This is a genomic window from Shewanella septentrionalis (assembly GCF_025370265.1).
Classification (GTDB): domain Bacteria; phylum Pseudomonadota; class Gammaproteobacteria; order Enterobacterales; family Shewanellaceae; genus Shewanella; species Shewanella hafniensis.
Genome location: NZ_JAMTCC010000031.1, coordinates 1 through 23638, shown reverse-complemented (window position 1 = coordinate 23638; position 23638 = coordinate 1). Strand labels below are relative to the sequence as shown.

Here is a 23638-nt window from a genome sequence, read left to right as displayed (position 1 = left end):
TTGCAGTAACGACGAACCGTGGAAGGACTTCTCCATGTCAAAAAGAACGATAACCGTAATTCCAGGTGATGGAATTGGCCCAAGTATTATTGATTCAGCCTTAAAAATTCTCGATAAAGCGGGCTGTGATTTTGAATATGAATTTGCCGATGCCGGCCTGACTGCACTCGAAAAGCAAGGCGAGTTACTGCCACCGCGCACCTTAGAATTAATCGAAAAAAACCGTATCACACTGAAAGGTCCACTGACGACGCCAGTAGGTGAAGGCTTTACCTCTATCAACGTGACTTTACGTAAAAAATTCGGCCTGTACGCTAACGTACGCCCAGTGATTTCTTTCAAAGGCACTCAAGCTCGTTACGAAAATATCGATATCATCACTGTGCGCGAAAACACTGAAGGCATGTATTCTGGCTATGGCCAAAAAGTGTCTGAAGATGGTTTGACGGCAGAAGCGACCAGTATCGTGACTCGCCAAGGTGCCGAGCAAATCGCCACTTTTGCCTACGAACTAGCTCGCAAAGAAAACCGTAAGAAAGTCACTATCGTGCACAAAGCCAACATCATGAAGTCAACATCAGGCCTGTTCCTGAAAGTGGCCCGTGAAGTGAGCCTACGTTACCCAGACATCAAGACTGAAGAAATGATCGTCGATGCAACGTGCATGAAGTTAGTGATGAACCCAGAAAACTTCGATGTGATCGTAACGACCAACCTGTTCGGTGACATTTTATCGGATCTATGTGCCGGTTTAGTCGGTGGTTTAGGTATGGCACCAGGCGCAAACATTGGCCGTGATGCTGCGATTTTCGAAGCCGTTCACGGTAGTGCACCGGATATCGCTGGTAAAAACCTCGCGAACCCAACCTCAGTAATTTTAGCCTCTATCCAGATGCTGGAATATTTAGGTATGGCTGACAAAGCTGAGCAAATCCGTAAAGCGGTATCTGCAGTGATCGAAGAAGGCGACCGTACCACTCGCGATTTAGGCGGCACTCACGGCACGACTGACTTCACTCAAGCGGTTCTTGAGCGTCTGTGATCTCAATGCTGAGCGCGTTTAAGGCGAGTCTATAACGCGCTTGTTCAAGCTTCAGCTTCATAAGAAGTAAGCGTTTGAAACTCAAATGAGTAAATACGAAAAAGCCCCGAAGTTTCCTTTGGGGGCTTTTTGTTATCTGGCTTTTAAACCTGCATGACTTTAAAACTGCGTAGCTTTAAACTTGCGTAGTTTTTAAAGCCGCCTAACGATTAGCGTGATTGCGACAGCAAGATCAACGCAGGTTAGCACTGGAATTAATTCCACGCAGTATTAGGACGTAGCCATAAATGCACAGTCACTTCATCACGGTCGTGATAAAGATGCTTACACTGCACTTTAAAATCGGTCACGCCGTTCTCTTTAAGAATGGTCTGCATGGTCTCAAGAATGGCAGTGACTTCTTTATAGCGGCTCTTCATCGGTAATTTAAGGTTGAAAATAGCTTCCTTAAACCAACCGTTAATCGCCCAAGCTTCAATCAGTTCAGCTACGCGCGCTGGTTTCTCAACCATGTCGCACACTAGCCAATAGATATTTTTGCGCTGTGGTTCGAAACGGAAACCGTCTTCACGGTAATGCTTCACTTGGCCCGTTTCCATGAGTTTCTCATCCATGGGACCATTATCGACAGCCGACACAAACATGCCGCGACGCACCAGTTGATAAGTCCAGCCACCTGGGCAAGCGCCCAAATCCACTGAGTTCATGCCACTGCGAATACGCTCTTCTTGCTCTTCCTTAGGCACGAATTGGCCAAAGGCTTCATCGAGTTTCAGGCTAGAACGACTCGGAGCATCCGCCGCCATTTTCAGACGTGGAATACCCATAAAGTGTGGCGAGCTGTTATTGCTGTAGGAATAACCCACATAGGCACGGCCGGGTCCGATAAAACACACGTGGATAATCGGACGTTTTGGATTTTCCTGCGCGAGCAAACTGCCGGATTTTTTTAAATGCTGGCGTAAAGGCACAGTGAACTTACGGCAAAAAGCCGATAGCTCTTTCGCTTCGTTAGTATCTGGCGTTTCAACCCGCACTTCACCCGCTTTGCTGACTTCACTGAGTGCCGCCACGATTGGGCTAATTCTGTCGTTTTCAGGCAAGTCGACTAATAAGTCGCTGGCAGCAAACATCTGGCGAGCGAAAATGAGCGAATCTAAAGGCAGTTGTTTCACTAACGTATCTGCGGCGTCATCTTCAAAACATTGGTACACGACATAGGCGTCGTTATTGTTGGCCTTAACAAAGCCACCCACATTGAGCTCACCGGCTCGCTGTTGGATTTCTGCAGCGCATTCTTTTTCAAAGCCTGCGCGGCAAAATAAAAATAGGTTTTTCATGGGGATCCCTGAGAAATCCAAGCCAAAGCATTGGCTGACTATCGATTTGGGCGTCAGTATACCAATTTCAATCCACAAATGCCCTATTTGCCTACTTGCGGAACTTTGAATTGCGATTGGAGAAATAAAAAAGGCTTAGGTGCGTCCTAAGCCTGTTAACTCAAATTGATGATCGAGATTAAGACTCGTGACCGTCAATCACTTTATGGCGCCATACCGCAGCGGCAAATAATAACCAGCCGAGTAAGAAACACCCACCGCCCATTGGCGTAATAGGGCCAAGCCACTTAGTGCCAAACAATGCCAGTCCGTATAACGAGCCAGAAAACAACACTATGCCTACAATAAACAAATAGGCTGACCAATCCAATAAACGTGAGGTTAACCATTGGCCCGAAAAGGCAACCATGATTAAGGCGAAGGTATGGTAGAAATGGTATTGCACCCCAAGATTAAACACCTCAATCAAATCCGGTGGTGCGACTGCTTTTAAACCATGGGCACCAAAAGCCCCTAAGGCGACGGCTAAAAATCCGCTCACGGCGGCGAGTAACAATAGACCTTTACGCATTTAACTCTCCTGCTGGAATGGGCTTAACTCATTCAACATTCATTCGCTCAACATTAAGCTAACCAATAAAATCGCTAGATAAATCAATGGCACGTGCAAGGTTAGCGGCTTCAGTGGTGCCTGACGACTTTCTTGGGACAAAACTATGATCGCCGTCGGTTATCCAAGCCAATCCTATCTCAGCTTTCAAAAGCCAATTTGGGATCTGCTCTTTGCCACCGAACTTATCCCGCTCGCCCTGTACGACTAATACTGGGACTTGGCATTCATTCAAAGGTTCCAATCTAGGCTCGCCGCCTTTAAGTGGCACAAAGGGATAACCTAAACAAATCACCCTATCGATGCGCGAAGCTAACGCGGGATCGCAGGCTAATAACGCCGCCATACGCCCGCCCATAGATTTACCCATCAGTACGACACGCTCGACCTTAGGTTGTGAATGGGCGATATCGAGCATCTGTGTAAAACACGCGAGCAATTTAGGCGCGCGGTCCGGTGGACGCCGTTTGCCATCGACGGCATTGGCCTGCATATAGGGAAAATTAAAGCGCATCACTTGGCAGCCCTTAGCCACAAGCCCCGCCGACATGGCCTGCATAAACTCAGAGTCCATGTTAGCGCCCGCGCCGTGGGCCAATAAAATCATTGTGCTCGCAGGCTCACCCTCTAATACAAAACTTGGCTTATCCGGGCAACAACTCACTACGCGACTCCTCAGCAAACATGTCTAACATCCATTCGCGAAACGCGACGACCTTACCAAGCTCTGCGTGATTCTGCTGGCAAACCAAGTAGTAAGCATCTTTACTGACCAAGACTTCTTGGAATGGGCACACGAGACGCCCCGCTTTTATATCGGGACGCGCCAGTACGCTGTAACCTAAAGCCACGCCTTGACCATGGGCCGCCGCCTGCAATACCAAGGACGAATGACTGAAGATGGGGCCTTGGTTCACATTAATATCGTTAATCCCACATTGTCTAAACCACGCCTGCCAATCGTGACGATTCATATCATGTAATAGTGTGTGATATTTTAAATCGCTCGGTTTTGACAACGGCTTAGGGCCATTGAGTAACATGGGCGAACACACAGGAATGAGCACTTCGTTTCTGAGCTTATCGGCGCGCAGACCAGGCCAATTGCCTAGACCATAATAAATAGCCACATCCACATCATCGGTTAATGAGCTGGCTTCGGTATCGACAGCTTTAATACGCACATCGATATCGGGATTTTTCTCACTGAACTTTGCCAAACGCGGCACTAACCATTGAATTGCAAAACTGGGCGACATACTGACCGTCAGTGAACCAATCGCACTGCGGGCGAGTAATCGGTCGGTAGCATCGGCGAGTTGAATAAAGATGTCTTTGATGTCGAGGAAGTAGCTCTGCCCTTCTTCAGTTAAAAGCAAAGAACGGTTCTTTCGACGAAATAATTTTAATCCGAGGAAATCTTCTAATGCCTTTATTTGATGGCTCACCGCAGCCTGCGTAACAAACAATTCTTCTGCTGCGCGCGTAAAGCTCAAATGCCGCGCGGCTGCCTCAAATGCTTTAACCGCATTAAGCGGTGGTAATCGTCTGGACATAGTGATCTCAGTCTCGTTTTTTAATTAGTTTTTCTAATCCGTATTGTTACATTTAATCGTTTGTAAAGGCCAGTGATTTTGGTTAAATTTTGCGCCATTGAAACAGCGGTATCCACGAAACACTTATATCTATGAAACACCCTAGTTGGACAATCTCAAAGTTGGTGATGGGAATGTCTGACAGCGTTAATTTGTCAGCCCGGAGGCGACTATGTTTAATTTAAAATCAGCGTTTGCGTTAGCGATAATTTCAGCACTCAGCTTAAATGCCAGTGCTAATGTACTCGTTGACGAAATCGTCATCGATACTAGCGACTTACAAGCCAGTATCACTGCAGACTTAACTGCTGCAATGAATAAAATGCACCAAGAAGTGCTGCAAGAAGCCACGCTATTGATTGCCGCAGATGATGTCGCATCAAATCAGCAAGTCGTTAAGCCTAACAGCTTATAAGACAACACCAATTTAGGTTTTCACCGCGAAGACCAAAAGAAAAAGCCGCATTGATATGCGGCTTTTTTGTATTCAAGATCTATGGGCACTTCCCACTGACAAGACATGTCAGTGGGCAAGTTTGCATGGATTTATGGGCGATACACTTTGACGTTAGTGTAGCCTTGCTCGATTAAATACAATGCCTGCAATTTACTCATCACCCCACGCTCACAATACAGCAAATAGGTTTTTTGCTTATCGAGATCGGCAAATTGAGTCGCTAACTTGAAGAATGGGATACGTTTAATCTCGATGCCTTCAATTTGCAACGGTTTGCTTTCCTCTTCTTCAGGGGCGCGAATATCAATGACCACTTGGTTGGTATCAATACTGGCGACCGTTTCAGTCTCAGTAATCCGAGTATCCATTTGTTCTGCGATCTCCCTGATATCAATCGTGACAGACTGGGCGATGATTTGATCGATCAAATCTTCAGAGAACTTCTTCTCTTCCGCTTCAACTTTAGCTAATACCGCTTTAACCGTTGGCTTTTGCGAAATCACGCCGCAATATTCAGGCATCGACTTGGCAAAATCTTCGGTGCCGATTTTACGGCTCTCGTTGATAATGTCTTGCTTATCCATGGCGATCAGCGGACGTAAAATCAACAGCTCAGTACAGCGGTCAATCACGTTCAAGTTAGTCAGCGTTTGGCTAGAGACTTGGCCTAAACTTTCACCGGTTACTAAGGCTTGAATGCCCATACGGTCGGCAATACGCGCCGCAGTGCGCATCATCATACGCTTGAGCACAACGCCCATTTGGCCATTATCGATACGCTCTAAAATCTCAGCGACCACAGGCTCAAAAGGCACAGAGATAAACTTCACCTTATGGGATTCGCCGTAGGTTTTCCACAAATGGTAAGCCACTTGCTTCACGCCAATTTCATGCTGTGCGCCGCCCAGATTGAAGAAGCAGTAATGGGTACGCGCGCCCTTTTTGATAAATTGATAGCTAGACACACCTGAGTCAAAACCACCTGAAATCAAAGACAACACATCTTCCTGTGTCGCCATCGGGAAACCGCCTAAGCCTTCAATACGCTTAGTGACCATGTAAAGATTATCGCGTTCAATTTCAAGGTTAACGGTAATATCGGGATTCTTTAAACGCACACCTAAAGCATCGGTAAACTGATTTAAGCCGCCGCCGACGTAACGCTCCACTTCGATAGAATTAAAATCGTGATCGCCAGTGCGCTTCACTCGCACGCAGAAGGTTTTACCCGCGAGTTGGTCACGGTAAACAGGCAAGACTTGCTGATAAATATCGTCCACAGATTCAAAGCTGTACTCATCCACTTGCACTACGTGTGCAATGCCAGGAATACACGCCAGACGCTCACCGAAGGCTTGGGCCAACTCAGGCTTATCCTTTGGTACCATAACCATAATGCGGTCCCACTGACGTTGAACTTTAGCGTCTTCGTCGACTTTTTTGAGCACATTACGTATGTTGGTTTCGAGCATTTTGGTGAAGCGCATGCGTACAGGCTTGCTCTTCATCATGATTTCTGGGTACAGCTTTACAATAAACTTCATGGGATTTCCGCGGGCAATTTTAAAACAGCAAAATTGGTTAAAAGAATAATCGGAGGATTATATACCCAAGCGACCTAAAAAGGGAAAAGTCTGCATTAGTACAATAAAAAAAGCCGCAACAGAATTGCGGCTTTAGATACAGCGCGTATTGAGCCTATCTAAGGCGAATTGCCAACCTGAATTTCATCAGATTCCTTGGCTTTACCTTGTTCAATGGCAATTTCCACCCTGCGGTTACGGGCACGATTCTCCGGTGAATCATTTGGCACTATCGGATTGTTAGACGCCATGCCAACCACTTTCATCCTTTTAGAATCAAAGCCTTTAACTTGTACTAACTCGTGGGCCACAGCCACAGCACGTTTACTGGATAAATCCCAGTTAGAGCTATAAAGCTCATCGCTGATTTGCATATCATCCGTGTAACCCGATACCGTAATAATCCCTGGCACATCTTTTAGCAGTTCGCCAACAGAGCGCACCACAGGTTTAAATCGAGGCTGAAGGAAGCCAGAACCAGAGGCAAATGAGCCCTTCTCACGGATACGGATAATAATCTGCTGACCTAAGGACTCAATTTCTATCGCACCATCGGTGATTTCTTTATTGAGTTCCTGCGCCATCTTCTTCACTTCTTGATTGATCTTATCCTGCGCCGCTGCCGCTTCGGCTTTAACCGCATCGGCCACTTCTTGCGCCGTCGCAGTGGCTTCACCGCCACGCTGAGAACCACTTTGCTGCTGTACGCCGCCCGCACTGTCGTCTTCACCCGCTTGGTAATCCAATACAGGTTCCGTCATTTCATTGGTTTGCTGGTTGATGATTTCAATCGGCGTGGGATCGGGGCGGCCTGGTCTAAATTCTAAGGCAATTACTGAAGTCCCCTTCGGGATATCTTTGACTTCCACCTTATTTTGCACACCAAAGGCATACTTCATTGAGCCCGCGATCTGCTTAAACTTCATTACGTCCATTTCGGAAAATGACAATAACAACACGAAGAAACACATCAACAACGACATCAAGTCAGCAAAGGTCGCCAACCACATCGGTGCTCCGGCCGGTGGACAGTTGCACTTAGCCTTAGCCATGGGCTACTCTCCGTCCGTTGTATCTATTTTGCGATTTTTCTCAGCCAGATAATTTTTCAAGAAGCCTTCAATCACCCGAGGGTTTTGTCCGTCTTGAATCGCCAATACCGCATCCATAATCAAGTTACGGTTCAACATTTCTTCACCCATCCTAAGCGTTAACTTATCCGCGATAGGAAGACAAACCATGTTAGCGACCATAGCGCCGTATAAGGTAGTTAACAACGCAACCGCCATCGAGGGGCCAATGGATTTAGGATCTGACATGTTTGATAGCATGGCCACAAGGCCCACTAGTGTACCTATCATGCCCATTGCCGGGCCTACGTCACCAAACGCTCTAAAAATGCCGATCCCAGTACGATGACGCTCTTCAGTCAGCGCAATATCCTTTTCTAAGGCAGCGCGCACCACTTCACCATCGTGACCATCAACAAGCATGTCGACGGCTTTTTGCATGAAACTGTTGGTAATTTGCGCTTCTTCTAAAGCTAAAAAACCGCCTTTACGGGCGGCATCAGCCATAGTCACGGACTGTTCAATCAAATCTTCTGGCTTATCAATCTTAAAAATAAACGCTTTGGCGGCGATTTTTACCGCGCTAAAAAACTGTTTAAGATTGAACTTCATCATCACCACGAAGAAGGACCCACCGAAAACAATAAGAATCGAAGGTACATCAACGAAAATCATTAAACCGCCGCTGGTGGCCATTGCCCCTAAGATGAAACCAAAGGCACCCACAATTCCAATTACTGTTGCTAAATCCACAACGGCTCCTCACTTTTCGTAATAAACGACATAATACTCACCCTAGGTAAGCAATAAGACTCAGCTGTTCCACTGAGTAAGATAATCCCAACGACACACATGCGAGCCTTGTCTATCAAGTTAAAAATTACCATACAAATGATGATACTATTGTCAGTTATCGGACACACACTAAGCAAGTTTAGCGACAATTTATATTTTCTGAAAAAAATTCAGTAACAAAGCGTGCTATTGAGCAAATATCTTTAGTCTGAATTTGACCCTTAAGCCGCCCTGATATACCTTGTGTCCGCTAAATCAAAGGAAGCATAAACGTGGCGAAAAAACCCGAAAATCTCAGTTTTGAAGAATCCCTTGGCGAACTTGAGCGCATTGTTGCCGATCTAGAACAAGGCGATATCTCCCTCGATGACGCGTTAAAACAATTTGAACGTGGCATCAATCTGGTTCGAAATAGCCAAGCAAAACTCGAACAAGCCCAACAAAAAGTGGCCATTTTACTGAAACAAGATGAAAATGCGCCCCTATCCCCCTATGCCGTTGAGGGCGAATAAGCGTGTTAGTCAGTGCCATTCAAGAATATCAACAACGGGTTGATAATCAATTAAAACAGCGTTTTAGTACGCTTGAAGAAACCGCTCCCCAATTAAAAGCCGCCATGACTTACGGCGCCTTATTGGGTGGCAAACGCATTCGACCTTTCCTCGTATACAGTGTCGGACGCATGTTTGGGGTCGAGCTCGAAAAATTAGATGCCTGCGCCGCAGCCATTGAATGTATCCATGCTTATTCATTGATCCACGATGATTTACCCGCCATGGATGATGATGAGCTGCGCCGTGGTCAGCCCACAGTGCATATCGCCTTTGATGAAGCGACCGCCATTTTAGCGGGGGATGCACTGCAGACCTTAGCCTTTGAAATTGTCACCGAAGCGGTAGCTGGGATCAGCAGCGAGCAACATATCGCTATGGTCAGAGTATTAGCAAAAGCCTCAGGTTATCGTGGCATGTGTGGCGGCCAAGCGATAGACTTAGCCTCAACAGATAAACATATTGATCTTAAAGCATTAACTCAGTTACATAATATGAAAACGGGCGCCCTTATCAGCTGCGCCGTTGAGTTAGCTTTAATCGCCGCAAACGCGCCAAAAGATCAGTATGCTGCTATGATGGATTTTGCCCATGCGGTCGGACTCGCCTTTCAAGTACAAGACGATATCCTCGACATCGTAGCCACCACCGAAGAACTCGGTAAGCCGCAAGGCTCTGATACTGAATCGAATAAAAGTACGTTTCCACAACTACTTGGACTACAAGGTGCACAAGACACCGCCAAACAACTGATCCAAGAGGCACTATCAGCGCTGGCTAAATTGCCATACAATAGCCAGTTAATTGCAGACTTCGCCCGCTATATCATTGAGCGAAGAATATAATAAGAGTCGAAGTATCTCGCTATGAGTTTGGACATTTCTCAGTTTCCCGTGTTGGCGCAGGCCAACACCCCCAATGAACTCCGCCAGCTTCCTCAGGCACTTTTACCACAAGTAGCCGACGAACTGCGCGAGTTCCTTCTTAAGTCTGTTGGCATGTCCAGCGGACATTTTGCCTCTGGGCTCGGCACAGTGGAACTCACTGTTGCGTTGCACTATGTCTACAACACCCCTTTTGATCGGCTAATTTGGGATGTGGGCCATCAGGCTTATCCCCATAAAATTCTCACGGGTCGTCGCGACAAGATGCACACCATTAGACAAAAAGATGGCTTGCATCCTTTCCCATGGCGTGAAGAAAGTGAATACGACACTTTCAGCGTTGGGCACTCAGGCACGTCGATTAGCGCCGCACTGGCGATGGCGATTGCCGCAGAGAAAGAGCAAGCGGGTCGTAAAGTCGTTGCCGTGATCGGCGATGGCGCCATGACAGGCGGCATGGTATTTGAAGCCATGAACCACGCTGGCGACTTGCACAATGACATGCTCGTGGTATTGAACGACAACGAAATGTCGATCTCTGAAAATGTCGGCGCCCTCAATAACCATTTAGCACAACTGATGTCAGGCCGTTTCTACACTACGCTGCGCGAAGGCGGCAAGAAAGTATTGAAAGGCATGCCCGTCATCAAAGAAATGGCCAAACGCACTGAGGAACACCTCAAGGGCATGGTCGTTCCTGGCACGCTATTTGAGGAGTTAGGTTTCAACTATATCGGTCCTATCGACGGCCACGATGTTGATGCTCTGGTCGAGACCATGCGTAATATGCGCAATCTGAAAGGTCCACAGGTGCTGCACATCATGACGAAGAAAGGTCGTGGTTATGAACCTGCTGAAAAAGATCCTATCGGTTGGCATGCGGTGCCTAAGTTTGACCCGTCGCTGTTTAAAAAGCCGGCTACCAAACCCGGTTTACCGACCTTTTCCCAAGTCTTCGGTAAATGGTTATGCGACATAGCCGAGCAAGATGAGAAAGTGTTAGCGATTACGCCTGCGATGCGCGAAGGCTCGGGTATGGTTGAGTTTTCCCAGCGTTTCCCGAAACAATATTTCGATGCGGCGATTGCCGAGCAGCATGCAGTGACTTTAGCCGCAGGTTTTGCCTGTGAAGGCTTTAAGCCTGTGGTGGCGATTTACTCGACCTTCCTGCAACGCGCCTACGATCAACTTATTCATGATGTGGCGCTACAGCAATTACCGGTATTGTTCGCTATCGATCGCGGCGGTATTGTCGGTGCCGATGGTCCAACTCACCAAGGTGCATTCGATTTAAGCTTTATGCGTTGCATCCCCAACATGGTGATCATGGCGCCGTCGGACGAAAATGAATGTCGTCAAATGCTCTACACTGGCTATTGCTATGATGCGGGTCCAAGTGCAGTGCGTTATCCAAGGGGCAGCGCCACGGGAGCGATGCAAGTCGAAGCGATGACGGCATTACCGATTGGTAAAGGCGTGATTAAACGTGTGGGCAAACGCATTGCCATTCTCAACTTTGGCACCTTGTTAGCCTCGGCGTTAACCGCTGCCGAATGCTTAGATGCAACGGTTGTCGATATGCGCTTTGTAAAACCGCTCGATGTTGATTTAGTCAAAGAGATGGCGCAAACCCACGAAGTGCTCGTCACTGTGGAAGAAAATGCCATCATGGGCGGCGCAGGTACTGGCGTACTTGAACAGCTTCAAAAGCTGCGAATGCCCAAGGACGTGCTTCAGATTGGTTTGCCTGATGAATTTATCAAACATGGCTCACCCGAGGAAGTTACCCATGACTTGCAACTGGATGCCGAAGGCATACTGGCGCAAATCAATGCTTATCTAGCGCAATAAGCGATTCAATAGCTGGCGGCGTAATAGAGCGAGAACTAGGTCAAGTACTGCTGACCGATTCTGTTTGCCGATTCAGATTTCGCCCATAAAAAAAGGACTGCAATTGCAGTCCTTTTTTGTTGCTGTCTGTTAGAACAGCGGCTGTTCCAATAAAGCTTAAGCTTCGATATCTATCGTTGCGCTTTCTTGGTTAGGGCCACCCTGTGACACCATTACCATAGCAGGGCGCAGCAAGCGACTGTTCAGCTCATAACCCTTTTGCATCACCAACATCACAGTGTTCGCAGGGAACTCGGCACTTGGCTGCATACCAATCGCTTGATGTTGATCAGGGTTAAATGACTGACCTTGTGGATCAATCTGCTTAACACCAAATTTAGCCACCGCAGTGAGTAAGCTTTTTTGAGTTAACTCAACACCTTGATAAATCGCTTTCGTCGCTTCATCTTCAGGGTTAGTCCCCATCAATGCGCGCTCCATGTTATCAAGCACTGGCAAAAGTTCATTGGCGAACTTTTCCAAGGCAAACTTGTTCGCCTTTTCCACATCCATTGCAGCACGACGACGAATATTGTCGACTTCGGCTGCGGCGCGGATAACTGAATCCTTCTGCTCTTCAACTTTCGCCAAAGCTTCAGCGAGTAACTGTTCCAGCTCTTCAATACGGAAATTGGCCTGGGTAAGCTCATCGATCAGACTTGCCTCTGCGGTAGATACTTCAGACTCTACACCCTCTTGGATCAGATCCTGTTCTGCTTTAATCGATTCGTTGCTCATTTTCACTCCAGCTAAAAATGCTTTGTTTCTGAAATACTCTGGGCATATTATGGGGATCAATTTTGACGTTTCAAGGCCTAAGGCCTGATCTAGCATAAATATGACCACAAAGTTTCATACTATCGGCCTTATCGGCAAACCTCATCACCAAGGGACCAACCAAACCTTAAAACGTCTGCATCATTGGCTGACAATGCAAGGCTTTGAAGTCTTAGTGGAAGAGCGTGTTGCTACTGAACTAGGGCCCAATATCGAGGCGGTCGATTTGCTAGAAATTGGCGCGCGCTGCGACTTAGCCATAGTCGTCGGTGGTGACGGTAACATGCTTGGCGCAGCTAGGGTATTAGCCCGCTTCGATTTAGGCGTGATTGGCGTTAACCGCGGCAATTTAGGCTTCTTAACCGACCTGCCGCCCGATGCCTTTGAAGAAGCCCTCGCTAAGGTACTCGACGGTGAGTTCGATACCGAGCACAGATTCTTACTCGAAGCCGAAGTCTATCGCCACGGTATGCTCAAGGCGAGCAATACCGCCGTCAACGAAGCCGTACTCCATCCGGGTAAAATTGCCCACATGATTGAGTTTGAGGTCTATATTGACGATCAATTTATGTACAGCCAGCGTGCCGACGGCATGATAGTGTCAACGCCTACCGGTTCAACGGCTTATGCCCTCTCCGCTGGCGGCGCTATCCTGACGCCTAATTTACAGGCCCTGATCTTAGTGCCTATGTTCCCGCACACTTTGTCGTGTCGCCCGATTGTCGTCGATGCCTGCAGCACGATAAAAATGGTTGTGTCACCTGAAAATGGCGAGAACCTCGAAGTCAGCTGTGATGGCCATGTGCATTTAGCCGTGTTACCGGGCGATGAAATCATAGTGCGCCGCAGCTCTGAACGTTTACGTTTAATTCATCCTAAAGGTCACAATTATTTCCACGTGCTGCGAACAAAATTAGGCTGGGGCAGCAAGTTGTTTTAAGCCTGCGCTTATTTGTCCTATTTCTATAACTTACCCAATTACCCTATTAAAGAGACGTATTCCGTCTCTTTTTTATTTTGTAAATATTCCCATAAAAATGGCGGCTAAAGACGAGAAGTTCTCTTTGAGTTCGTAGAAAGAGAATTATCCCGCTATTCAAAAAACTGAAAGTGACTTAAATAACGGTTATTTAATTTCAAATTAAAGTAAATTTAATTAAGTGACTTACATCACAATAAAATTTCGACGTTAAAAAGGGTGATCTGCGTCACTATAAAAAAACATCAGCGAACCATAAATTTAATCAATAAAAATAATCACTTGATAATATTCAGTGCAATTTCACTAATTCTACGGCGTCGCCTTACGTGATCTTAATCACACCTTAAAAATGTCTTAAAAAATCATTAAGAGTCTATTAATGAAATAAATGGATCAGTTAATTGCAATAATGACGATAAATATGAGTGATAGCTCTACTTTTAATAACCAGAAAAACAACAAACTCAATTTTATATAACCAAAGTAGATATACATCCAAGAGTCTAAGTGATCATTGTCACATATAAGAAAATCCCCTGAGAGAAGCACCCCGCAGCACTGTAAATTAGCATTTCATATAGCAGCCAAGATGATCTAGATCATATTAGTCAAGCCCACAATAGCGTCTAGTACACAACACAGAATGTCGAGACCATAACTCGTTGCAGTATTAACTGCTGATTTATCGGTCTGGGAAGTCGACATGAAGGCAGATGAAAAATTCTAATATCAATAATAAGACAGACCACTTTATGAAGAGGCAAGCATGACAATACTTCAACTCCTCGCCAGCTTGACGCCTGTGCTCAGTGTAATGCTATTTCTAGTATTACTCAGAATGCCCGCATCAAAGGCTATGCCCATTTCCATGCTAGTCACTGCGCTCGCCGCTGTGTTTATTTGGCAAATGGATACCACATTACTGGCGGCATCGGTCCTCGAGGGACTGCTATCAGCCATCACTCCATTAACCATCATCTTCGGCGCGGTATTCCTGCTTAATACCCTGAAATACTCAGGTGCGATGGATACCATCCGTGCGGGCTTTACTAACATCAGTGCCGATGCCCGTGTGCAGGTCATTATCATTTGTTGGTTGTTTGGCGCCTTTATCGAAGGTAGTGCCGGTTTTGGTACACCCGCCGCGATTGGTGCGCCACTGCTTGTACTGCTGGGCGTACCACCGGTTGCCGCTGCGGTTGTTGCTTTGATTGCCGACTCAGCCTGCGTATCATTTGGAGCGATTGGCTTACCTGTGCTCTTTGGGATGGAACAGGGTCTGATCCAAGGTGGCGTAAGCATGGCTGCGGAGCAATTTGCGGCACATGGCGGTAACTATGCTGGTTACGCGCAATATATCGTCATGCATATGATCACTATCGACTTAATCACAGGTTCATTAATCCCGCTGGTCATGGTGACTATGCTGACCGGATTCTTTGGTCGCAATAAATCCTTTAAGGAAGGCTTAGCGATTTGGAAATTTGCGATTTTTGCAGGTCTTGCGTTTACTGTCCCCGCATGGATCATCAACTACCTCGCAGGCCCTGAATTCCCAGCGGTTATCGGTGCATTAATCGGTATGGCACTGGTGATCCCTGTTGCGCGCAAAGGTTATTTGCTTCCTAAAACCCCTTGGAATGATTTTGCCGAAAATGACAGTCAAGAGGGAGTCAAGGTTGAAGCCACAGCCAAATTCTCACAAATAGCCGCTTGGACGCCCTATATCATCATGGCTGCGCTGTTGGTGTTATCTCGTACAGTTATGCCGCTTAAAGCCTGGTTATCAAGCTTCAATATCAGCTGGACAGGTTTAATGGGAACCGAACTTAAGGCCAGCTTCGCGACGCTATACGCCCCAGGCGCCTTCTTCGTCGCCGTGTGTATTCTCGGTTTCTTCCTGTTCAAAATGAAAAGCCCTGCGATTAAGCAAACGGTCGGTGTGTCATGTAAGTCCATGTTACCCACCATTATTTCATTAGGTGCTTCGGTGCCTATGGTGAAAATCTTCTTAAACTCAGGTGCTAATGGTGCAGGTCTTGCCTCTATGCCAGTTGCCCTAGCCGATATGCTTGGCCAGTCAATGGGGGCGGTATGGGCATGGGTGGCGCCTATAGTAGGGATTTTTGGTGCCTTCTTATCGGGTTCAGCCACTTTCTCGAACATGATGTTCTCCAGTCTGCAATACAGTGTGGCTGACAATGTTGGCATGAACCACACATTGGTTTTGGCACTACAAGGTATAGGTGCGAACGCCGGTAACATGATGTGCGTAATGAACGTGGTAGCCGCTGCCACTGTGGTGGGTATGGCGGGTAGAGAATCAGAAATTATCCGTAAGACTATGCCGGTTGCCATCGGTTATGCCCTATTGGCAGGAACTATTGCAACCCTATGGGGTGGTTTCTAATTCATTGATTTAATTGAGCAGTCGAAGTCACTACCTATGACTTCGACTTCTGTCAGTTTACAAAGAGAGCAATGCAATGTCGATTAACTACAAATTGGTCATCGATGATCTAAGAGTGCAATTAGGCGACCACCCTGTCACGGATGATCCCGTCCGTCGTTTTGCTTGGTCCACCGATGCGAGTTACTTCAGAATCGTCCCAGAAGTCGTAGTCCATGCCGAGACCCTAGAGCAAGTTAAACAGACCTTAGCGGTAGCAAGGAAGCATAATGCGCCCGTGACTTTTAGAGCAGCGGGCACCAGTTTATCGGGCCAAGCTATCGGTGAGGGCATACTGCTCATTCTTGGTCATGATGGTTTTAGAAAGATTGAAGTCAGTAGCGATGCCAAACAAATTACCTTAGGTGCCGCTGTCATTGGTTCCGATGCCAATGCCGTATTGGCGCCACTTAACCGCAAAATTGGCCCCGATCCTGCGACCATTGCCTCGGCTAAGATTGGCGGTATTGTTGCCAATAATGCTTCAGGTATGTGCTGCGGCACTGCCCAAAACAGTTACCAAACGATCGCCTCTGCAAAGCTGCTTTTTGTCGATGGTACAGAGCTAGATACTGGCTGTGAGAAATCAAAGGCTGAATTTGCTAAAACCCACGGCAAACTACTCGAGGCGGTCAAAGAGCTGTCACACATGACTCGCCATAATGCGGTATTGGCAGACCGTATTCGTAAAAAATATTCGATCAAGAATACCACTGGCTATGGTATCAACTCGTTACTCGATTTTACCGATCCCTTCGACATCATTAATCATTTAATGGTGGGTATGGAAGGCACCCTCGCCTTCATTAACGAAGTCACCTACAACACAGTCAATGAGGCTAAATTTAAAGCCTCGGCCATGGCCGTATTCCACAATATGGAAGATGCCGCCCGCGCGATTCCATTGATCAACGGTGAGAGCGTTGCAGCGGCTGAGCTCCTAGACTGGCCATCTATCAAAGCGGTAACGGGTAAGCCTGGTATGCCGGACTGGTTATCGGAATTGCCCGCATTATCCGCTATTTTGCTTATCGAATCCCGTGCCGATGACGCGCAAACCCTCGAGGCTTATACCCAAGATGTCACCGCGAAACTCGCCGGCTTTGACTTTATTCGCCCAATGGAATTTAGTACTAACCCAGCAGTTTGTGACAAGTATTGGGCAATGCGTAAAGGCTTATTCCCCATTGTGGGTGGCGAGCGGCCAAAGGGCACCTCGGTCATTATCGAAGACGTAGCCTTCGAACTCGAGCATCTAGCGGCAGCAGCACACGATATTACTGAGCTTTTCCATAAACATGGTTACCCTGAAGGCTGTATCTATGGCCATGCCCTAGCGGGTAACTTCCACTTTATTATTACGCCGACTTTCTCTACCCAAGCCGATATCGACCGCTTCCATGCCTTTATGGACGATATTGCCGATATGGTGATTAATAAGTACGACGGTTCAATGAAAGCCGAGCATGGCACCGGCCGTGCTGTGGCGCCGTTTGTCGAAAAAGAATGGGGGCAAGATGCCTACACCCTGATGAAAAGTATCAAGCAAGTGTTTGATCCTAATGGTATCTTAAACCCAGGTGTTATCCTCAACGACGATAGCAATGTCCACGTTAAAAACATCAAGCCCTGCCCTGTGGTCGATGATTTTGTCGATAAGTGCATCGAATGTGGTTTCTGCGAAAAAACCTGCCCAACATCGGCGCTGAACTTCTCGCCGCGCCAGCGTATCGCCACTTTGCGTGAAATCGAACGCTTAGAGCAATCCGGTGATAAAGCCGCCGCAGCCGAAATGCGCGCCGCCGCTAAGTACGATGTGGTTGATACCTGCGCCGCCTGTCAGCTTTGTACTATTGCCTGCCCGGTTGACAACAGCATGGGCCAATTGGTGCGTAAGTTGCGCACGCCATACATCACGACCACTGAGCAAAAAGTCTTAGATTTCCAAGCCAAACATTTTGGCGCGGTCAACCAAGTGATCAGCTCAGGTTTTGACATGCTCGGGGTTATCCATAAAATCACTGGCGATGGCATCACCAATGCGCTAATGAAAACCGGCCGTTTGATTTCAAAAGAAGTGCCCTATTGGAATCCGGATTTCCCCAAAGGCGGCAAACTGCCAAACCCCTCCCCTGCAAAAGTGGGCCAAGAAACTGTGGTCTACTTCCCTGCTTGTGGCGGCAGAACCTTTGGCCCAACGCCAAAAGATCCCGATAACCGCACTCTGCCCGAAGTCGTCGTCACCCTGCTGGAACGCGCAGGTTATAACGTGATTACCCCTGAAAAGACCCGCGATTTGTGCTGTGGTCAAATGTGGGAGTCTAAGGGCGACTTTAAAAATGCCGATGCCAAACGCCAAGAGCTTATCGATACTGTGAGCAAAATGACCAACGGCGGCAAGTTGCCTGTGGTCGTCGATGCACTGTCTTGTACCTATCGCACCCTCACGGGTAACCCCAAAGTACAAATTATCGACTTAGTTGAGTTTATGCACGACAACTTGCTAACTAAGCTCAACATCAGCAAAAAAGTCAATGTAGCACTGCACTTAGGTTGTAGCGCCCGCAAGATGAAACTTGAGCCTAAGATGCAGGCGATTGCCGATGCGTGCTCAGCCCAAGTGCTTAAACCTGCGGGAATTGACTGCTGTGGTTACGCGGGTGAAAAAGGCTTGTATAAACCAGAAATCAACGCCAGTGCACTGCGTAATATCAAAAAGCTCATTCCTGTCGAGATTAAGGAAGGCTATTACGCCAACCGTATGTGTGAGGTCGGTTTGACTCAACACAGTGGCATTTCCTATCGCCATTTGGCTTATCTACTCGAAGAGTGCAGCCGCTAAAACACTGACTAAACGGGGCTCAAAGTAGCCCCGTTTTTCTTTAGAAGACAACTATTCTCATTTATCGGCCGACACGCTTCAACTTGTAGTTAAATTACAAAATCAAACCATAATAAAGCAATTAAAATCATAAACTTAAAATATTTTCATTTTTGCAAAAATCTACAAGCTCATTTACTAAATTAGGGCTACTTATTTACTTTAGATAGGCCTATATTTGATCAACTACCTTAGCATTTGTGTGGACTTTGGGGGCACAATGCAAGGCAATGTCGTTCACTAACAAGAAAGAGAAAACACAATGAAAATCGCCCTTTTCATCCCGTGTCTAGTCAATCAAATGATGCCAGAGGTTGCTATTGCCACCTTGGAATTATTAGAGAAACTTGGGCACCAAGTGATTCTACCCGCGGGTCAAACATGTTGTGGCCAGCCGATGACAAACTCGGGTTGCTTCGATGCAGCGCGCAGTACCACCCTTAAATTGCTCAACGCCTTTAAGGGAGTGGAATGCGACGCTATTGTTTGCCCAGCCGCCTCTTGCTTAGTGGCCGCCAAAGAAAACTTCCACGAGTTTGATAGCAGCCCTGAAGCGCAAGCTGTGATCAACAAGCTCTATGAACTCACGGAGTTTTTACACGATATCGCGCCGATCCCCGCCTTTACCAAGCCCTTCGCGCACAAGGTAAGCCTACAACTGAGTTGCCATGGTATTCGCATGTTAAGCCTTGCGACACCAAGCGAGCAGATGGGGCCAAGATTTAACAAAGTCGAAGCCGTGCTCGCCAATATTGCGGGTATAGACATAGTCTATCCCGACCGTCGTGACGAATGCTGTGGCTTTGGCGGTACGTTCGCCGTCGATGAGGGCGCAGTGTCAGCCAAAATGGGCAAAGACAAGGCCCAAGCCCACGCGGCAACGGGTGCAGAGTATGTCGTAGGTTTTGATCCTTCATGCCTGTTGCACCTCGATGGCATGATCCGCAGACAGCAATTGCCGATTGAAATTCGCCACATAGCGCAAGTGCTGAACGCCGCGCTCTAGGAGACTCACCATGGCTTACAATCATAATCACGGGGCTCAAGGCTCACAGATCCATGCCCATAAAGCCGATATTTTTTGCCGCGACGAAACCCGTGTCGACTGGCATTCAAAAGCCCTGTGGATGCTCAGAGAAAAACGCGACCGCGCCGCGGGTAGCATCCCAGAGTGGGAACAACTGCGTCAGTTAGGCTCAGAAATTAAGCTGCACACGCTAACCCATCTTGCTCAATATCTTGAAACCTTTGAACAAAACTGTATCGCCAACGGCATACAAGTCCACTGGGCCAAAGATGGCGCCGAGCACAATCGCATCGTCCATGACATTTTATCCCGCCATAAAGTCAAAAAATTGGTGAAGTCGAAGTCAATGCTGACCGAGGAATGCCACCTCAATCCGTACTTAGAACAGCGCGGCATTGAAGTCATAGATACCGACTTAGGTGAGCGGATTATTCAGCTCGCCAAAATGCCACCATCACACATAGTTGTGCCCGCAATCCATATGAAGAAAGAAGAAGTCGGCGACCTCTTCCATGAGAAAATCGGCACTAAAGCGGGGGGATCCGATCCCTTGTATTTAACCCGCGCCGCCCGTGCCCACCTGCGTGAACAGTTCCTTAGCGCCGATGCCGCGATGACAGGCGTGAACATGGCGATTGCCGATAAAGGCGCCGTGGTGGTTTGCACCAACGAAGGCAACGCCGACATGGGCGCTAACCTGCCTAAGTTGCAGTTGCATTCAATGGGTATCGACAAAGTGGTGCCCGATATCGATAGCGCAGCCGTCTTGCTACGCACACTGGCGCGCAACGCCACAGGCCAACCTGTTACGACTTACAGCGCCTTTTACCGTGGCCCACAGCCCGAAGGTGAGATGCATATTATTATCGTCGACAATGGCCGCACTGAGATGCTTAAGGATAAAATCCTTGCAGAATCATTGAAGTGTATCCGTTGTGGTGGTTGCCTCAATACCTGTCCTGTGTATCGTCGCTCTGGCGGTTACAGCTACAACTACACCATTCCGGGCCCAATTGGCATCGCTGTGGGCGCTAAGATTGATGACACTAACTCGATTGCTTGGGCCTGTACCTTGTGTGGCAGCTGTACCTATATCTGCCCGACTAAAGTGCCGCTCGATAAGATTATTTTCCACCACAGACGCCTTAAGGCCGAAGCTGGAAAACTCCCCTATGGCAAAAACAGTTACATGCCATTAGTGGGTAAATTTATGGCAAGCGAAACCATGCTGAACTGCTCTATGAGTGTGGCGAGAACTGCGCTGCGCATTCTACCGGGTAGTCTGTTAAAACCCTTTAGCGGTGCATGGGGTAAATACCGTGAACTGCCCGTCGCCCCGAACTCCAGCTTCGAAGCTTGGTTTAAGAAACACAGGAGCCTATAAGATGTCTAGTAAACTTGAAATTCTCAATGCGCTCAAACTGTCGGCCTTAACAAATCATCCTATGCCAAGCATAGATGTGACGCCAAGGCTCGAAAATCTCGTCGGCCAGTTCGAGACCAACCTCAATACTGTCGCGGGTACGCTGCATAAAGAAGGTGGCTTAGTCGCCCTGCAAGCCAAAGTCGATGAACATATCGCCCAAGGGTTACAGGTCATCTCCCTTGTAGAGGGTGTCACGGCAAACCGTGAAATGCCACCCACTGCCCGCGAGCTCAAAAACATAGATTATGCAGTGATCCCAGGGGACATTGGCGTTGCCGAAAACGGTGCCATTTGGGTTAACAATAAGAATCTAGGCCACAGAGTGACACCTTTTATCTGTGAAAACCTGATCTTAGCCCTGCCAACCGATAAAATTGTGCCAAACATGCATCAAGCGGCAAAAGAAATCACGCTAGCCTCAGGTGAGTTCGGGGTGTTTATCGCGGGTCCCTCAAAAACCGCCGATATCGAACAAGCCCTCGTCGTCGGTGCTCACGGCGCCTGCAGCTTGAACGTGTATTTGCTCTGATACCTCAAGATTTAATGTAACCAAGAAAACACAAAGGTTACGGGACAATCGAAACACGAAAGCCGACCTTTTTTGGCGGCTTTCTTATTTAAACGTTAGCATCAGATGGCGAACGGGCTGTTAAACACGGATGCTGTGCAAGTCAATCAGTGGATGCAAGGCCGCGCTGTCCAGCTCATTGATGAGCCCCGCAGCCTAAAGCAATCGTTAGTGATAAGTAGAGGATCTTTATCAAGTCGCTTTAACCAGGTGCGATAGCACAATGCTGAGGATACCTTGCGAGTCTCCTCGACGCGGCTGGTCGTATTCTCGACTATCTCCATGAGGCATTTATAGTAAAGGTGAGTAAATGAACGAAGTATTACTACAAATAAAGGCGCTCACCAATGGTGATCCTTTGTTGACGGCTGTCATTGTTGGAGTATTAACATTTACGTTAATTGGACTCGTAGGCTACATGCTAAAAGATGTCCCCGCGAAACTGTTAAGTTGGCTCAGTAGCCTACTGTTTGTGCGGCTCACTATAGACGATAGCCATCAGGCGCGCACAGAGATATTCAATAAGCTGTCCTTTTTGATCAGTAATACTACCATTCCGTTTTTTTCACGCTCTATCTCTGAGGCTGTGTACTTTGACTATGGTGTGAATTACGACGGGCGTGTCAGTGTTAAGTCTATTGGCTACGGTATGCACCTGTTTAAATACGCTGGTTGTTTCATGTTGGCTAGCCGTACTAAGGTCGATAGTACTATGGCATACGATTCTATTACTGTAAGTGCACCCTGGTGGGCAAAAGATAAACTACATAGTTTTTTAGAAGATACTCGTGGGGACATCTCTACTGAGCCAAAAGTGAATATTTTCGAGGAAACCGAATGGTGTCGCTACGGCACATTGAAATCATCGGGTTTTAGTGAATTAGTGCTAGATGAAGGGTTTAAGCAGGAGTTGATGAGGGAAGTTGATAACTTCGCCAGTCGGGGAAAATCGGTTGTCAGTAAGCTAACCATATTACTACATGGAAAAACGGGCACAGGTAAGACGGGTATAGCGAGGGCCTTAGCGGTTGAGTATCATCGCGATCTATACATATTGAATCTATCGACTGTCAATGATGCCACTATTCATAAGGCGATTAGAAAGGTAGCGCCCGGAGCTATGTTGTTAATAGAGGATTGTGACTGTGTAAAGGCTACAGTATCACGTACTGCTGAAAGCAATGTAGATAACCCACCACTCACTTTAGGCGGCGTACTAAACGCGTTAGACGGGATCATTCCTCTTGATGACTGCCTTGTCATAATGACCACAAATCATCTTGATAATCTTGACCCTGCGTTGATACGTAAAGGTCGTGTAGATGTCAGTATTGAAGTACCACTTATCAGTGCAAAACAAGTTAATGAAGACTACTTTGAACGTTTTGGCGCAGTGCTTAATAGAACTGAGCCATTGTTAGGTTGTGAAGTCTATGAACTCCATCGTAGAGCGAACTTAAGATATGGTAGTGTCCATAATTCTGTGTGATTTCAGCAAAAATCTGGCCATCCATTTTAGATCAACGACATAATGCACTTTTGGTTTGTCTACAACTTGCACTAGCTATAATGGCTTAAATTAAAATCATTAAAAGTTGAAGAGCTGAAGCTGAGACATGAATTGAGCTAACTCATTAAAAAATGGTGTATTTTAAACATGCTAACCCACCCAATAAAATAAATGGGCAGTGATTGATTTGGATAAGCAAGG

The 23638-nt window shown here is 47.2% G+C and carries 20 protein-coding genes; 12 read left to right on the top strand and 8 right to left on the bottom strand.

Annotated features, from left to right (window positions below):
- The first annotated feature begins 34 nt into the window (after positions 1-34).
- The gene (locus tag NE536_RS16670) at positions 35-1042 is read left to right on the top strand and encodes an isocitrate dehydrogenase (protein ID WP_006080893.1); all 1008 of its coding nucleotides are present in this window, start codon (positions 35-37) and stop codon (positions 1040-1042) included.
- A gap of 254 nt (positions 1043-1296) precedes the next feature.
- Here the strand turns inward: NE536_RS16670 and rlmM are convergent, their stop codons facing one another.
- The 4 genes from rlmM to NE536_RS16650 all read right to left on the bottom strand — a co-directional run bounded on the left by rlmM (position 1297) and on the right by NE536_RS16650 (position 4548).
- Positions 1297-2382 carry a 23S rRNA (cytidine(2498)-2'-O)-methyltransferase RlmM gene (rlmM, locus tag NE536_RS16665; RefSeq protein ID WP_006085158.1) on the bottom strand — a complete coding sequence of 362 codons (1086 nt, stop codon included), beginning with the start codon at positions 2380-2382 and terminating at the stop codon, positions 1297-1299.
- Between the two features lie 178 nt (positions 2383-2560).
- Entirely contained in the window at positions 2561-2953 is a 393-nt protein-coding gene (locus NE536_RS16660) for a DUF423 domain-containing protein (protein ID WP_261273385.1), read from the bottom strand.
- Positions 2954-3011: 58 nt separating this feature from the next.
- Positions 3012-3656 carry an alpha/beta family hydrolase gene (locus NE536_RS16655; RefSeq protein ID WP_261273384.1) on the bottom strand — a complete coding sequence of 215 codons (645 nt, stop codon included), beginning with the start codon at positions 3654-3656 and terminating at the stop codon, positions 3012-3014.
- Positions 3637-4548, bottom strand: coding sequence for a transcriptional regulator GcvA (locus NE536_RS16650; RefSeq protein WP_006080889.1), 912 nt, complete (start codon positions 4546-4548; stop codon positions 3637-3639). The genes NE536_RS16655 and NE536_RS16650 overlap by 20 nt, the downstream gene beginning before the upstream one ends.
- 211 nt (positions 4549-4759) lie before the next feature.
- Between NE536_RS16650 and NE536_RS16645 the strand changes: the two genes are divergently transcribed.
- The gene (locus NE536_RS16645; RefSeq protein ID WP_006080888.1) at positions 4760-5002 is read left to right on the top strand and encodes a hypothetical protein; all 243 of its coding nucleotides are present in this window, start codon (positions 4760-4762) and stop codon (positions 5000-5002) included.
- Between the two features lie 131 nt (positions 5003-5133).
- Here the strand turns inward: NE536_RS16645 and thiI are convergent, their stop codons facing one another.
- The 3 genes from thiI to pomA all read right to left on the bottom strand — a co-directional run bounded on the left by thiI (position 5134) and on the right by pomA (position 8450).
- Entirely contained in the window at positions 5134-6588 is a 1455-nt protein-coding gene (gene thiI / locus NE536_RS16640; protein WP_006080887.1) for a tRNA uracil 4-sulfurtransferase ThiI, read from the bottom strand.
- A 158-nt stretch (positions 6589-6746) separates the two neighbouring features.
- Positions 6747-7679, bottom strand: coding sequence for a flagellar motor protein MotB (locus NE536_RS16635; protein ID WP_106651134.1), 933 nt, complete (start codon positions 7677-7679; stop codon positions 6747-6749).
- Positions 7680-7682: 3 nt separating this feature from the next.
- Positions 7683-8450 carry a flagellar motor protein PomA gene (gene pomA, locus NE536_RS16630; protein ID WP_006085155.1) on the bottom strand — a complete coding sequence of 256 codons (768 nt, stop codon included), beginning with the start codon at positions 8448-8450 and terminating at the stop codon, positions 7683-7685.
- Between the two features lie 314 nt (positions 8451-8764).
- Between pomA and xseB the strand changes: the two genes are divergently transcribed.
- The 3 genes from xseB to dxs are packed head-to-tail and all read left to right on the top strand — an operon-like array spanning position 8765 to position 11778.
- Positions 8765-9004, top strand: a complete 240-nt coding sequence (gene xseB, locus NE536_RS16625) for an exodeoxyribonuclease VII small subunit (protein ID WP_006080884.1) — start codon at positions 8765-8767, stop codon at positions 9002-9004.
- A gap of 2 nt (positions 9005-9006) precedes the next feature.
- Positions 9007-9888, top strand: a complete 882-nt coding sequence (ispA, locus tag NE536_RS16620; protein WP_261273383.1) for a (2E,6E)-farnesyl diphosphate synthase — start codon at positions 9007-9009, stop codon at positions 9886-9888.
- A 21-nt stretch (positions 9889-9909) separates the two neighbouring features.
- Entirely contained in the window at positions 9910-11778 is a 1869-nt protein-coding gene (dxs, locus tag NE536_RS16615) for a 1-deoxy-D-xylulose-5-phosphate synthase (protein WP_261273382.1), read from the top strand.
- A gap of 156 nt (positions 11779-11934) precedes the next feature.
- Here the strand turns inward: dxs and grpE are convergent, their stop codons facing one another.
- Positions 11935-12555 carry a nucleotide exchange factor GrpE gene (gene grpE / locus NE536_RS16610; RefSeq protein ID WP_028760692.1) on the bottom strand — a complete coding sequence of 207 codons (621 nt, stop codon included), beginning with the start codon at positions 12553-12555 and terminating at the stop codon, positions 11935-11937.
- A 100-nt stretch (positions 12556-12655) separates the two neighbouring features.
- On the opposite strand from grpE, the gene nadK reads away from it, so the two are divergent.
- From nadK to NE536_RS16575, 7 genes are all read left to right on the top strand, one after another.
- Positions 12656-13534, top strand: a complete 879-nt coding sequence (nadK, locus tag NE536_RS16605; RefSeq protein ID WP_106651138.1) for an NAD(+) kinase — start codon at positions 12656-12658, stop codon at positions 13532-13534.
- 808 nt (positions 13535-14342) lie between these two features.
- Positions 14343-15986: an L-lactate permease gene (locus tag NE536_RS16600; protein ID WP_261273381.1), complete on the top strand. Its 1644-nt coding sequence runs from the start codon at positions 14343-14345 to the stop codon at positions 15984-15986.
- A gap of 76 nt (positions 15987-16062) precedes the next feature.
- Entirely contained in the window at positions 16063-18867 is a 2805-nt protein-coding gene (locus NE536_RS16595; protein ID WP_261273380.1) for an FAD-binding and (Fe-S)-binding domain-containing protein, read from the top strand.
- A 301-nt stretch (positions 18868-19168) separates the two neighbouring features.
- Entirely contained in the window at positions 19169-19912 is a 744-nt protein-coding gene (locus tag NE536_RS16590; RefSeq protein WP_006085148.1) for a (Fe-S)-binding protein, read from the top strand.
- A gap of 10 nt (positions 19913-19922) precedes the next feature.
- A complete protein-coding gene (locus NE536_RS16585; RefSeq protein ID WP_063882646.1) occupies positions 19923-21317 on the top strand; it encodes a lactate utilization protein B in 1395 nt (464 codons plus the stop codon).
- Position 21318: 1 nt separating this feature from the next.
- Positions 21319-21888 (top strand): LutC/YkgG family protein, encoded by a 570-nt coding sequence (locus tag NE536_RS16580; RefSeq protein WP_261273379.1) that lies wholly within the window; start codon positions 21319-21321, stop codon positions 21886-21888.
- Between the two features lie 349 nt (positions 21889-22237).
- Positions 22238-23416 carry an AAA family ATPase gene (locus NE536_RS16575; protein WP_261273378.1) on the top strand — a complete coding sequence of 393 codons (1179 nt, stop codon included), beginning with the start codon at positions 22238-22240 and terminating at the stop codon, positions 23414-23416.
- Positions 23417-23638 lie beyond the last annotated feature (222 nt).

What these genes read in the sequence shown, in the direction of transcription:
- NE536_RS16670 (WP_006080893.1), top strand. Translation starts at nt 35, where the DNA reads ATGTCAAAAAGAACGATAACCGTAATTCCAGGTGATGGAATTGGCCCA.
- rlmM (WP_006085158.1), bottom strand. Translation starts at nt 2,382, where the DNA reads ATGAAAAACCTATTTTTATTTTGCCGCGCAGGCTTTGAAAAAGAATGC.
- NE536_RS16660 (WP_261273385.1), bottom strand. Translation starts at nt 2,953, where the DNA reads ATGCGTAAAGGTCTATTGTTACTCGCCGCCGTGAGCGGATTTTTAGCC.
- NE536_RS16650 (WP_006080889.1), bottom strand. Translation starts at nt 4,548, where the DNA reads ATGTCCAGACGATTACCACCGCTTAATGCGGTTAAAGCATTTGAGGCA.
- NE536_RS16645 (WP_006080888.1), top strand. Translation starts at nt 4,760, where the DNA reads ATGTTTAATTTAAAATCAGCGTTTGCGTTAGCGATAATTTCAGCACTC.
- thiI (WP_006080887.1), bottom strand. Translation starts at nt 6,588, where the DNA reads ATGAAGTTTATTGTAAAGCTGTACCCAGAAATCATGATGAAGAGCAAG.
- NE536_RS16635 (WP_106651134.1), bottom strand. Translation starts at nt 7,679, where the DNA reads ATGGCTAAGGCTAAGTGCAACTGTCCACCGGCCGGAGCACCGATGTGG.
- dxs (WP_261273382.1), top strand. Translation starts at nt 9,910, where the DNA reads ATGAGTTTGGACATTTCTCAGTTTCCCGTGTTGGCGCAGGCCAACACC.
- grpE (WP_028760692.1), bottom strand. Translation starts at nt 12,555, where the DNA reads ATGAGCAACGAATCGATTAAAGCAGAACAGGATCTGATCCAAGAGGGT.
- nadK (WP_106651138.1), top strand. Translation starts at nt 12,656, where the DNA reads ATGACCACAAAGTTTCATACTATCGGCCTTATCGGCAAACCTCATCAC.
- NE536_RS16600 (WP_261273381.1), top strand. Translation starts at nt 14,343, where the DNA reads ATGACAATACTTCAACTCCTCGCCAGCTTGACGCCTGTGCTCAGTGTA.
- NE536_RS16595 (WP_261273380.1), top strand. Translation starts at nt 16,063, where the DNA reads ATGTCGATTAACTACAAATTGGTCATCGATGATCTAAGAGTGCAATTA.
- NE536_RS16590 (WP_006085148.1), top strand. Translation starts at nt 19,169, where the DNA reads ATGAAAATCGCCCTTTTCATCCCGTGTCTAGTCAATCAAATGATGCCA.
- NE536_RS16585 (WP_063882646.1), top strand. Translation starts at nt 19,923, where the DNA reads ATGGCTTACAATCATAATCACGGGGCTCAAGGCTCACAGATCCATGCC.
- NE536_RS16580 (WP_261273379.1), top strand. Translation starts at nt 21,319, where the DNA reads ATGTCTAGTAAACTTGAAATTCTCAATGCGCTCAAACTGTCGGCCTTA.
- NE536_RS16575 (WP_261273378.1), top strand. Translation starts at nt 22,238, where the DNA reads ATGAACGAAGTATTACTACAAATAAAGGCGCTCACCAATGGTGATCCT.